This window comes from Rhodopirellula sp. P2 (genome assembly GCF_028768465.1).
GTDB lineage: Bacteria > Planctomycetota > Planctomycetia > Pirellulales > Pirellulaceae > Rhodopirellula.
In genome coordinates, this window is record NZ_CP118225.1 from 7,257,968 (window position 1) to 7,269,133 (window position 11,166).

An 11,166-nucleotide genomic window follows, 5' to 3' on the forward strand; every position below is an offset into this window, starting at 1 on the left:
GCGCCCAAGTTGCCCCCTCGCGTCGCCGAATTCACCAAGCATTCAGACGCGAACCAACCCCACCCGTAGCCGGATTCGCCAGAATTCGGACGCTAACCAACCCGAACACCTGAATTCTGGCGAATCCAGCTACCAGCAACGGAGAACACTCCCCCCTCCCTCTGGGAGGGTCGAGCGAAGCGAGGGGAGGGCACGCACCGGACTCATCCCCACCAACCCCATCGCCGAATTCATCAAGAATTCGGACGCTACCAACCCGAACATCTGAATTCTGGCGAATCCAGCTCCACTCCGGCCTTTCCAACTCAACGCCATGTCCACCACGACGGCCAACGCCGAATCGCACGAATCCGCCCCGCCTCGCGCGGTGGACATTCGACGTGATATCCCAGCTCTGCTGCTGGTCGCGGCGACGTTGTTGACATTGGTCTCGGTGATGACGCACGATCCCGCCGACCCAGTCCCCACCCCGGTCTGGCCGCTCGACCAATTCTTCACACCAGATTTGGCGGTCTATCCCGCCAACGAAATCGTGCAAAACGCTTGCGGCTCGCTGGGCGCCCTGATCTCAGCGATGTTGCTCAGCGCCGTCGGAATCGGATCCGCCCTGGTGATCTCGGCTGGCGGAGGCATCTCGACCGCGCTCCTGATTCGCGGGCACATGAACGCGCCCGTGCTGCGGTCCCTCGGGGGCTGCATCACCTTGCTGGCCGTGACCACCGCCGCCGCCATGACGGACATCGAACTGGGCGGCATGCCGGTCGTCGGCAACGGGGGCTACCTCGGCGCGATGACTTCCGCGTTCTTGCTGCAACACTTCCATCCCGTCGGCTCGTGGATTTTGACGCTGACGGTGCTGTCGGTCGGATTGTTGCTGACGACGGATTACATGCTGGTCTACGCCGGTCGAACCGTGGTTGTCGGTGGGGCCAAGGCTTCTCGTCGTGGGTTCGCGAAAGCCGCCCAGGTCATGCCAGTCACACTCCGCCGGCGCCGCCAACCCTTCAGCGACCTCGATGGCCCCATCCTGATCGACGGGGACGAATCCGACGCGTCGCTGGATCCCAACGGCGGTCGCATCGACCCGGCCGAGCCCGCCGAAAGCGGACCCACAATCCGCGTTCGCAAACCCAAGGAACGCGAAGCCGTGGCTGAGGAAGCCGAAGCCGCAGAAGAAGCCGCTCCGGCCAATGGGCTCGCCAAAGCCGCCAAGCTCGGTGCCGCTGGCCTGGCCGCTGCAGCCGGGATTGGTGCCAGCCTCACGAAATCCAAGGAAGCGCCCGCGGACGAAGAATACGAGTACGAATACGAGGAATGGGAAGAGGAGGAAGAAGAAGCTCCCACGCGCGACCTCGAAGTCGAAGGCGAAACCACGACCCTGCGCAAGGATTCCGCGCACGAGGAGAGCCCCCCGCCAACGATCAAGATGCCCAAGCAGCGAGACGCCAAGCAAGAGCTCTACGACTCGGTCCAGGAAGGGGCCCCGGAAGGCATCGCGCAGTATCACTTGCCCAGTCTGGAACTGCTGGAAGGCAGCGACGGGTTTGACTACGAAGAACAGCACGCTGAGGCGCTTCAGAAGAGCGCGATGCTGCAGCAAACCATTCGCAGCTTTGGCTTCAACGTCACCGTCACCAATGTCGAAATCGGTCCGGTCATCGCCCAGTACGAACTGGAACTCGAAAGCGGCCTGCGTCTGAACAAAATCACGGCGCTCGCCGATGACCTCGCCATCGCCCTGCGAGTCCCCAGCGTTCGCGTCGTTGCACCGATCCCCGGCAAGAACACCGTCGGCATCGAAGTCCCCAACGAGATCCGACAAGTCGTCCGGCTTCGCGATGTGATCGAAGAATCCGATTCACGGATCTCGAAGATGAACATCCCAGTCTTCTTGGGCAAAGACGTTTCGGGCGAACCGATGCCAGTCGACTTGGCCAAGATGCCTCACCTGTTGATTGCAGGTCGAACCGGTACCGGTAAATCGGTCTGTCTCAACGCGATCATCACCAGCATCCTGATGTGCTGCCGCCCCGACGAAGTCCGCTTGTTGATGATTGACCCCAAGATGGTCGAGCTGTCTGGTTATGGTCGGCTGCCTCACTTGATGCACCCCGTGATCACGGACATGAAGAAGGCCGAAGCGATCCTTGGCTGGGCCGTTGAGAAGATGGAAGAGCGATACTCGCTGCTTGCCAAAGCCGGCGTGCGTCACATCAACAGCTTCAATGATCTGGGCCGTGAAGAAGTCCTGCGTCGGTTGGAAGTGGATGAAGACGACGAGAACACCGACGTGCCGGACAAGCTTCCCTTCATCGTCATCATCGCCGACGAAATGGCCGACTTGATGATGACGGCTGGCAAAGAAGTCGAAACGCACATCATCCGTTTGGCTCAAAAGAGTCGAGCCGTTGGAATCCACTTGATCCTGGCAACGCAAAAGCCAACCGTGGACGTCATCACGGGTCTGATCAAATCGAACTTGCCCGCACGTCTGAGTTTCCAGGTCGCCAGTAAAACGGACAGCCGCGTTGTGCTCGATGAAAACGGTGCGGACAAATTGCTCGGCAACGGTGACATGCTGTTCCTCTGGCCGGGAACCAGCACGCTGATTCGAGGGCAGGGGACTTACCTGTCCGACGCCGAGATCGATCGTGTCTGCGACCACTGCAGCAGCGGCGGCGAACAACAATTCGTCGGCGAGCTGATGAACTTGAAGATCAACGACGAAGAAGGCGATGCCTCCGAGATGGACGTCGACAAACTTCGCAAGCGAGACGAGTTGTATGAGTCCGCCATCGAAGTCGTGATTCGCGAAGGCCGCGGATCTTTGTCGTTGATCCAACGTTGCCTGGGGATCGGCTATGGACGAGCCGCACGGTTGGTCGACTACATGGCCGAAGACGGCATCGTCGGCCAGTACAACGGGTCCAAGTCACGCGAAGTCTTGCTGACGATGGAACAGTGGAACGCGATGCAAGGCATCACCGACGACACCGCCGCGGCCACTGCCACCGCTGCCCCCAAGACCACTTCGCAAACCGAAGCGGAAGAAGAGTACGAAGACGAGGAAGAGGAAGAAGAGTACTACGACGAAGAAGAGTACGAGGACGACGAAGACGTCTGACCCACGTCGCCTCCCGTAGCCGGATTCGCCAGAATTCGGATCCCAACCACTTCGAACATCCGAATTCTGCCGAATCCAGCTACCGATCCTTTGAATTTTTGGCGAATCCGCCGACCAACATCACAACCCGAATGCGTCAGCGAGGGACCGCCCACCCACTCACCCATCCGAATTCTGGCGAATCCGGCGTCAACAGGGCCGCCCATCGCGGACTCCTCCAGAGCCACGCATCACAACTCGCCCCGGAGGGGCCGACATCGATAGCTCGGGGCGGAAGCCCCGAGACCACGCGCGGACATCGCCATGCCGCCCAAAATGGCTGGCACCCTCCGGCAATCGTAGCCGGATTCGCCAGAATTCGGACCTCAACCACTTCGAACATCTGAATTCTGGCGAATCCAGCTACCTCCATCACAACCCGACGCGTCAGCGAGAGACCGCCCACCCACTCGTCCCTCCAAATTCTGGCGAATCCGGCTACAACAACGCCGCCCACCTGGACTCCTCCAGAGCCACGCATCCCAACTCGCCCCGGAGGGGCCGTCGTCGGTAGCTCGGGGCGGAAGCCCCGAGACCACGCGCGGACATCGCCATGTCGCCCCGGACGGGGCCGTCGTCGACGATGCCGCCCAAAGTGGCTGGCACCATCCGGCTCGCAAACCACCGCCATCGCATTCGCCTCGAACTCGCCCGCTCAACCAACTCCAACCTCTGAATTCTGGCGAATCCAGCTACCAAGCATCCCAATTCGCCCCGGAGGGGCCGACATCGGTAGCTCGGGGTGGAAGCCCCGAGACCGCGCGCGGACATCGCCATGCCGCCCAAAATGGCTGGCACCCTCCGGCAATCGTAGCCGGATTCGCCAGAATTCGGACCTCAACCACTTCCAACCTCCGAATTCTGGCAAATCCGGCGATCGAACATCACAACTCGCCCCGGAGGGGCCGACATCGGTAGCTCGGGGCGTCAGCCCCGAGACCGCGTGCCGACATCGCCATGTCGCCCCGGACGAGGCCGTCGTCGACCATGCCGCCCAAAGTGGCTGGCACCCTCCGGCACGCAAACAACCGCCAGCGCATTCGCCTCGAACTCGCCCGCTCAACCGACTCCAACATCTGAATTCTTGGCGAATCCAGCTACCTCCATCACAACCCGACGCGTCAGCGAGGGACCGCCCACCCACTCGTCCCACTGAATTCTTGGCGAATCCAGCGACCAAGCGACAAGCCAGGTCTCACCTGACCGACGAACCAACCACGAAACACACCAATCACACGAAACAAATCAAGCGCAACCTTTCGTGTGCTTCGTGTCTTTCGTGGTTCAACACGCCGCGCCGACCGATCGACCAAATCTCGGACCGCATCACCTCCCCCATCCGAATTCTTGGCGAATCCGGCTACTTCATCGCTTCCCACGAGCACTGTTCCAAGACGCATCCATCTCTTCCAGCGTCGGAATCTCCACCGGCCGGACCACGCGGAACCCAACCCACGACGCGTCCGTGTGGTACCACAAACTCTTGGGCAACTGCGGATCCTGTTGCTTCCAATCTTCGGAGCTACCAATCCGTGCCGCCGAGCGCAACCGATCCGGGTCATCGAACCAACTGCCGCCCCGAACCACGCGGGGATACAACCGCTCCGGCACCGTCCAAGGGTTGACCAACACACCGCCATCTTCGGGCACCGGATAGGACTCCCCATAAGCGTCCGCGGTCCACTCCGACACATTGCCGTGCATGTCATGCAGCCCCCATGGGTTCGGCTTCTTCGTACCCACCTTCTGATACTTGTCGTTGCTGTTGTCGTAGTACCAACCGTGCTCATCTAAATCGCCCTCGCCGAACGAGTACGCGGACGTTGTCCCCGCCCGACAGGCATACTCCCATTCAGCTTCCGTTGGCAGCCGATAGAAGTGCCCCGTCTGAGCACTCAGCCACTGGCAGTATTTGTTGGCCGCGTGCTGAGTCATGCAGACGGCGGGATAGCCCGATTGTCCCATCCCAAAGCTCATCTCGGTGTAGGGCGGCGTCGGCTGACTGACCCCATCCACGGCGTCATGAGTCGCGGGGTCAAAGTCCGTCCAGCCACCATGCTTTTCGCGGCGGACCTCCGTCATCATGAACGGCTCGTACTCATCCCAAGTCACCTCGTGTTTGCCCATCCAAAACGGCGAGACCTTCACCCGACGCTGCGGCCCTTCATCTTCCAGGCGGTCCGGTTCATCCTCTGGGCTCCCCATCAAAAACTCACCACCCGAGATCGCGATCAACTCGAACTCCACCCTCGACTTCGGAATCGTCTCCCGGTAGTCCTGCATCTCGCCCGCGTCGTTCCCAAGTTCCGCCCGCACAACGATCCCCTCCCGAATCCGCGCCAGCAAAGCCGCATCATCCAACGAAACCTCCGGCCCCACCTTCACCGCCACGGCCGCTTCTTGCGCACCAGCGTCCTGGATACAGACGACACCGCCCATCCCAACGCACATCCAAGTCAACAGGCCACAACCAACCCAACCGCCAAAACGCATCACAAGACAATCCCATCAAGAGGCAAGAATCCCCCGCATTCTAACTCAACCAAGCCGCGAACGCGGTTAGCTGCTAGCTGCTAGCTGCTAGCTGCTAGCTGTTAGCTGTTAGCTGTTAAGCAGGTACGCAGGTACGCAGGTGTCATCGGGTATGTGAGCCGTTGGCGTTAGCCACGGTTTTCACACGCAACCGGGGCAAACGCCAAACGGCTCACATGGTTTTGCTCGATCATTCCTGCTGACGTGCTTAGCTGTTAGCGAGTGGCGAGTGATAGAGAACAGCGTGAACTCAATCCACATCCATCACCCCCGGAACACAACCTCCGTGCTCTCGGTGACCTCAGTGGCTCCATTCGAGCCGCAACCGAATCCGGCTACCAACATCACAACCCGAACGCGTGAGCGAGGGACCACACTGAATCCCAACAAATCTGGCTACGGAATCCCCAGCCTTACTCACGTAGCGGGTTGTGACGCTCCGCCACTCACGGTCCAACTCGCCGACGTCGCATTCCGACGGCAATCCCTAAAACCGACAGCAACAGCATCGCACTCGGTTCAGGAACGGCCGTGGCATTCACCGCCGTGAACCCAATGTCGCGAAACGAAGCGAGCGTCAACTCGCTGATGAACGCATTCGGGTTCAGCCACCCCGTCATCAATTCATCCCGCATATCGCGTCCCAGCGAATCCGTGATTCCCGACAAGACCCCGCCCCCGTCAGGCTCATTCCAATGAGCATTCGAGGTTCCCATGGCACCACCCAATTCAACGTCTGGCGTTCCCGTTTGTGAAAAATCATTCTGCCAAACGGCAGTCGCTTCGCTTCCCGTAAACTCACCTGATCCATTCACGTAGACCCCATTGTCGGTCCACAAGGTTCCAAAACCCAGGACATGCCCCATTTCATGGAGGATCAGGCTGTCGATTTGACCACTGGTGAGCGAACCAAAATCGGCAGAATCGAACTCCATTGTCCCATTGGTAGCCAGCTTGAACCCAGACTGATCAAACGCGAACGCCGTGTAGCCAGCTTGGCCGAGCGTGTTTCCCGGTCCGTCAACGAATCCGAACGAAGCTGAAATATCAACGCCGGAAAGCACCTGCCCGATCGTCGCGGAACTACCAAAGGAGCGACTCGCCACCAACCCATCTTGGTAGTCCGTCAGGAGCGATTGCCAAGTCGCCGCCGCGGAGTCGAATGCAGATTGATACTGAGCCTCACCACTGTAATTCACCTGAATTGTCAGCGCCGCCTGGGCGGGGAACGACATCAGGCCTGCAACTCCAATCGCCAGAGCACAGCGAGAGACGGCAAAGAGGAGTGCATGCACGAGGTAGGCCCTGAGCGAAAAGACGGAACGAGAGGAGACCATCCTAACTCGAAGCGTCCGCGAGAACTGACCGCGGAGGAAACAATCGCGAAACGCTCTGCGGCAGCTGGACCAGCTATGGTTCAGCGGAACGGCAATCCGAGACGATCCTGAAACTGCCCTCTATCGAGGAACATTCACGAAATCGCATGCCAGCCTTTCCAAGGCTCCCATCCCCACCCAGAGTCAGCTTAGAGGTAACCGTTCACCAGAACCGTTGTAGGCGCGAGGTTTAGCTTGGTGGGTTTTGTTTCGCTTCCCTTTCGCGGAGAGAACCCATGACACACTCCCAAGCAGCTCAACGATGGGCCGAACGTTTGCAGCGGTTTAGCCAGTCCGAGATGACTGTTGCTCAGTTCTGTGCTGCCGAAGGCGTTTCGCAGCCATCTTACTATCACTGGCGACGCAAGTTGCTTGGACCTGCCAAAGCCGCTGGTCCTGCTTCGCCGCCCGATTCCGGCCCGACACCCGCCCTGATCCCTGTTCGCATCGTCGATTCGCAAGGCCAGCAGGCACCGCCGCCAAAGACGAACGTTCGAACAACGGTGCAGTTGCCCGGTGGTGTCTCAATCGAGGTCGAAGTACTCGGCTCGGATGCATGCGAAGCGGGGCGGCCATGACCGGACTACCTCAGGGATCTCCGATCTTCCTGTGCACCACGCCGGTGGACTTCCGCAAAGGCTTCGACGGGCTGACCGGCATCGTCACCTCGCAGCTCGGCCAAAGCGTCACCAGCGGTTCGTTGTTCCTGTTTGTCAATCGAAAGCGCGATCGCATCAAAGCCCTGTGGTGGGAGACCGGAGGACTGACGCTCTGGTATCGCCGTCTGGAGCAAGGGACCGTCGAGCTGCCCAAAGCGGGCAGTGATCAAACCCACGTCACGATCGACGCTGTCGAGCTGGCGATGTGGCTCGGGGGCGTCGATTTGGCTTCGGCCCGGGTCAGGCGAAAACGGATGGCGGCGTGAACACGTTTTTCTAGCGACCCGCTCACCACGCGGCATGACGAAGGAATCTTGGTCATGCCGCTTCTTTTTGCGCTCATGCGTCTTGGGCGTTTGAAAGCAGTTTCTATAATGTCGCCATCATGGATGCCAAAGCACTTCGAGACGATCCCGATTCCGCTGCCGCGTTGATCGCATCGCTGCGAAAGCAAGTCGAAGAACAGGCAGCTGCACTGGAGCGAAAGGACAAGCAGCTCACCGAGCAGGCTCATTCGGTGCTGGAAGTCAAAGCGGTCAATGACAAACTCAGCGAAGAAAACGCCGAACTGAACCTGAAGGTCGAGAAGTTGCTGCGACAACTCTTTGGCCGCAAGAGCGAACGTCGAGTCGATAGCGAAGGACAGTTGTTCCTGGACCTCGGTGAAGAAGCCACGCCGGAGGTCGTCAGTGCGATCGAAGAAGCGATCCGCGAGGCCGAACAGATCGTCCGTGACAACGAAGAAAAGAACGGCAAGCCCAAACCGCCTCGCAAAACGGATCGAAAATTTCCCGAACATCTGCCTCGCAGTGAACGCATTGTCGATCTGCCCGAAGACCAGCGAGCCGGCCTCAAACTGATCGGCTATGACGAAGTCGAGCGACTTGCCTGGAAGCGAGCCGAGCTTCGCGTTGAAGTCGTCAAGTACGCCAAGTATGCGGTGCCTGCTGATCCATCGAACCCCGACAAAAAGCCTGGAATCATCAGTCCCGAGCGTCCGACCGGGTTGGTTGAAGGCGACCGCTTCGATGTCTCCGTCGCCGTCGAAGTGGTCGCTCAGAAGTACTTCTTTCACATGCCGTTCTATCGCCAGCAAGACATGTTCGCCGGCAGCGGTTGGACGCCCAGTCGCTCGACGCTTTGCAATCTCGAAACCCAGGTCGAGTTCGCCCTGCAGCCGCTGGCCGATTACCTGCGAAGCTTCTTGAAGACCGATACCTGTATCGGCTGTGACGATACAGGCGTGGTGCTGATCACTCCGGCGGCGATGCCTGACTTGTCGAACCATCCTCGCGGTGATCGGATCGCCGAAGTCTTTGAAGATGCGATTCGAAAAGGTAAGCCGAGCATCAAAGCGAACTTCTGGGGCTACTATGCTTCGAGGTTGCCGGTGGTGGCGTTCGACTTCACGGTCAGTCGTCACCGTGACGGGCCGGATGACGTGCTGGGCGATTACAAAGGAACTTTAATTGGAGACTGTTGGTCGGGCTTTCAAAAGATCGATGTTCGAAGCGACGAGCGAATTCAGTTCGCCGCGTGCTGGGCCCATGCGCGCCGCAAGATCGACGAGTGCCGCGGTGCATTCCCGCTTCAGGTTGCAAAGCTGGAATCGTTGATCGGGATGCTGTATGACGTCGAAGACCAGATCAAAGGTTTACCCGAGACGGAGGCCCTTGCACGTCGGCAAGAGGTATCGCGACACGTGCTTGGCCTGATCGAGGACTACCTATCGAGCGATCAGTTGAGCAGTCCGGCGGTGCTTCCCAAGAGCAACCTAGCTGCCGCGGCTGGCTATGTGCGTCGGCACTGGAAGGCACTGGGTCGCTTCACCGAAGATATCAGCATCCCGATCGACAACAACGACTGCGAACAGTTGATGAAACGCGTTGCGACGGGCAGAAAGAACTGGCTATTCAAAGGCTCGCTTGCCGCTGGGGAGCGAGCGGCGAACTTGATGACAGTCATCGTCAGTGCGGTGCGCAATGACTTGGACGTGCATGCCTACTTGGAAGATGTGCTGCGACGGACCTTGGCTGGTGAAACCGACTGGGCTTCGATGGCGCCTCACGTTTGGAAGTTAGATCACTGCGAATCGATCCGAACGTACCGCCAGGACGAGCGTCGCCAAGCGGCCGACCGCAAGCGAGTCCGCCGCGCTCGCCGCCGACGTCTCAAGAAATAGTCAACCGGGCAACCCGGAATGGTTCTGGTGAACGGTTACGCTTAGAGAGGCGAACGTATCCACGAATCCTGCTACGTCTCGAGTGGATGCCAGATGGAACCTTGCGGCCTACGAGGCATGCAATGAGACGTGTCCCATTTTGCTGGCGTGACTCGAGCCCCGACGGGCAAACCTGCAGCAGACTAAAGCCGTTGTCCCTAAATGTTGGCGTGATGAATTCGTGCCTTCAAGCAGTGAGACGCGAACAGCTCGGTGAGATTGGTGAGCGAAGAGGCTTGGCGTGGGAGAAATACTCGACGGAACAGCTGGGGACAACTGTTCTACTCTGCCACCGACCCAGCCCAGGAAGCCAAATCAGCCCCAAGTTTTGATCCCACAAAAAAACTCCCGCCGGTCCTGGACCCGCGAGAGTTTTCAATGAATCAATCAGCCAGTGGAGTTACTAGACCGGAACAAAGTTCACGCCCGCTTCTTGCGCCGCAATTGACGAATCCCACCGGCAGCAAACACCCCCGCCAATGCCAGCATCGAACCAGGTTCCGGGACGGCTGCGGCGGTAATTTCGAAGGAACCGTTTTCAGCAGCAAATGGTTGGACTGCTGGAGTTGTCACAAAACTACTTTGCGTTCCCGGCCCAATCGGCGAGTCTCCAAAGCCATTAGTACTTACAACAAATTCAACATCGTAGATTCCTAACGCCGTTCCAAGAGCAGTATTGAAATTTAAGTTAAACAATCCCAGGGCTGTCCCGCTGGGCGATGGCAAAGTGGTAGACGATGCGCCGTCGCTCACAAGAAAGTCATAATTCGTTCCCGGAAAAGCATCGTTCCCCTGCGCGGTCGATGTTGTGAAATTCACTGAGCCGTCCGTATTGAATCCACCTGAGATGGGCGTGACGCTGAAGCCTGAAAAACTCGAGCTAGCGGCGTCAAATCCATCGCCATCGCCATTGAAATCGATAGCGATATCGTAGCTGGTGAGGTCAGTAGGAGTATCTGCATAGATCGCGAATGGAATACTGACCGTGTCTCCCGCCGTGACCTGAACCGAGTTGAGTTGGCCAGTCCCATTTCCCACAACAACAATAATCGCAGCCGAAGATACTTGAACAGAACCTATCAAGACTGCTGACATCAGCAACAACTGTTTAAACATTTGAAAACTCAATTTGCTCGAAAGACATGACGATGACGCGTCCCCACTAACCGCGAGGGTAATCTTACCCCACACAGGAACTACTTCAATGGCTTCAAA

7 protein-coding genes are annotated in these 11,166 nt (G+C 58.7%); 4 read left to right on the forward strand and 3 right to left on the reverse strand.

Features of this window, described 5'->3' with window-relative positions; genetic code table 11:
- Positions 1–313: 313 nt before the first annotated feature.
- Positions 314–3,124, forward strand: coding sequence for an FtsK/SpoIIIE family DNA translocase (locus PSR62_RS25560; RefSeq protein ID WP_274405780.1), 2,811 nt, complete (start codon positions 314–316; stop codon positions 3,122–3,124).
- A gap of 1,404 nt (positions 3,125–4,528) precedes the next feature.
- Here PSR62_RS25560 and PSR62_RS25565 read toward each other — a convergent pair.
- A complete protein-coding gene (locus PSR62_RS25565; protein WP_274405781.1) occupies positions 4,529–5,656 on the reverse strand; it encodes a formylglycine-generating enzyme family protein in 1,128 nt (375 codons plus the stop codon).
- A 485-nt stretch (positions 5,657–6,141) separates the two neighbouring features.
- Complete coding sequence (locus PSR62_RS25570) at positions 6,142–6,930, reverse strand: leishmanolysin-related zinc metalloendopeptidase (protein ID WP_274405782.1); 789 nt, start codon at positions 6,928–6,930, stop codon at positions 6,142–6,144.
- Positions 6,931–7,307: 377 nt separating this feature from the next.
- Between PSR62_RS25570 and tnpA the strand changes: the two genes are divergently transcribed.
- From tnpA to PSR62_RS25585, 3 genes are all read left to right on the forward strand, one after another.
- Positions 7,308–7,649: an IS66 family insertion sequence element accessory protein TnpA gene (gene tnpA, locus PSR62_RS25575; RefSeq protein ID WP_274405783.1), complete on the forward strand. Its 342-nt coding sequence runs from the start codon at positions 7,308–7,310 to the stop codon at positions 7,647–7,649.
- Positions 7,646–7,996: an IS66 family insertion sequence element accessory protein TnpB gene (gene tnpB / locus PSR62_RS25580; protein ID WP_274408167.1), complete on the forward strand. Its 351-nt coding sequence runs from the start codon at positions 7,646–7,648 to the stop codon at positions 7,994–7,996. Before tnpA ends, tnpB begins: the two co-directional genes overlap by 4 nt.
- A 119-nt stretch (positions 7,997–8,115) precedes the next feature.
- Positions 8,116–9,912 (forward strand): IS66 family transposase, encoded by a 1,797-nt coding sequence (locus tag PSR62_RS25585; RefSeq protein ID WP_274405784.1) that lies wholly within the window; start codon positions 8,116–8,118, stop codon positions 9,910–9,912.
- Positions 9,913–10,371: 459 nt separating this feature from the next.
- Here the strand turns inward: PSR62_RS25585 and PSR62_RS25590 are convergent, their stop codons facing one another.
- Positions 10,372–11,067 (reverse strand): PEP-CTERM sorting domain-containing protein, encoded by a 696-nt coding sequence (locus PSR62_RS25590; RefSeq protein ID WP_274405785.1) that lies wholly within the window; start codon positions 11,065–11,067, stop codon positions 10,372–10,374.
- Positions 11,068–11,166 lie beyond the last annotated feature (99 nt).

Excerpts from the sequence above, each read along its gene's own strand:
- PSR62_RS25560 (WP_274405780.1), top strand. The coding sequence starts at position 314 with ATGTCCACCACGACGGCCAACGCCGAATCGCACGAATCCGCCCCGCCT.
- PSR62_RS25565 (WP_274405781.1), bottom strand. The coding sequence starts at position 5,656 with ATGCGTTTTGGCGGTTGGGTTGGTTGTGGCCTGTTGACTTGGATGTGC.
- PSR62_RS25570 (WP_274405782.1), bottom strand. The coding sequence starts at position 6,930 with ATGTCGTTCCCCGCCCAGGCGGCGCTGACAATTCAGGTGAATTACAGT.
- tnpA (WP_274405783.1), top strand. The coding sequence starts at position 7,308 with ATGACACACTCCCAAGCAGCTCAACGATGGGCCGAACGTTTGCAGCGG.
- tnpB (WP_274408167.1), top strand. The coding sequence starts at position 7,646 with ATGACCGGACTACCTCAGGGATCTCCGATCTTCCTGTGCACCACGCCG.
- PSR62_RS25585 (WP_274405784.1), top strand. The coding sequence starts at position 8,116 with ATGGATGCCAAAGCACTTCGAGACGATCCCGATTCCGCTGCCGCGTTG.
- PSR62_RS25590 (WP_274405785.1), bottom strand. The coding sequence starts at position 11,067 with ATGTTTAAACAGTTGTTGCTGATGTCAGCAGTCTTGATAGGTTCTGTT.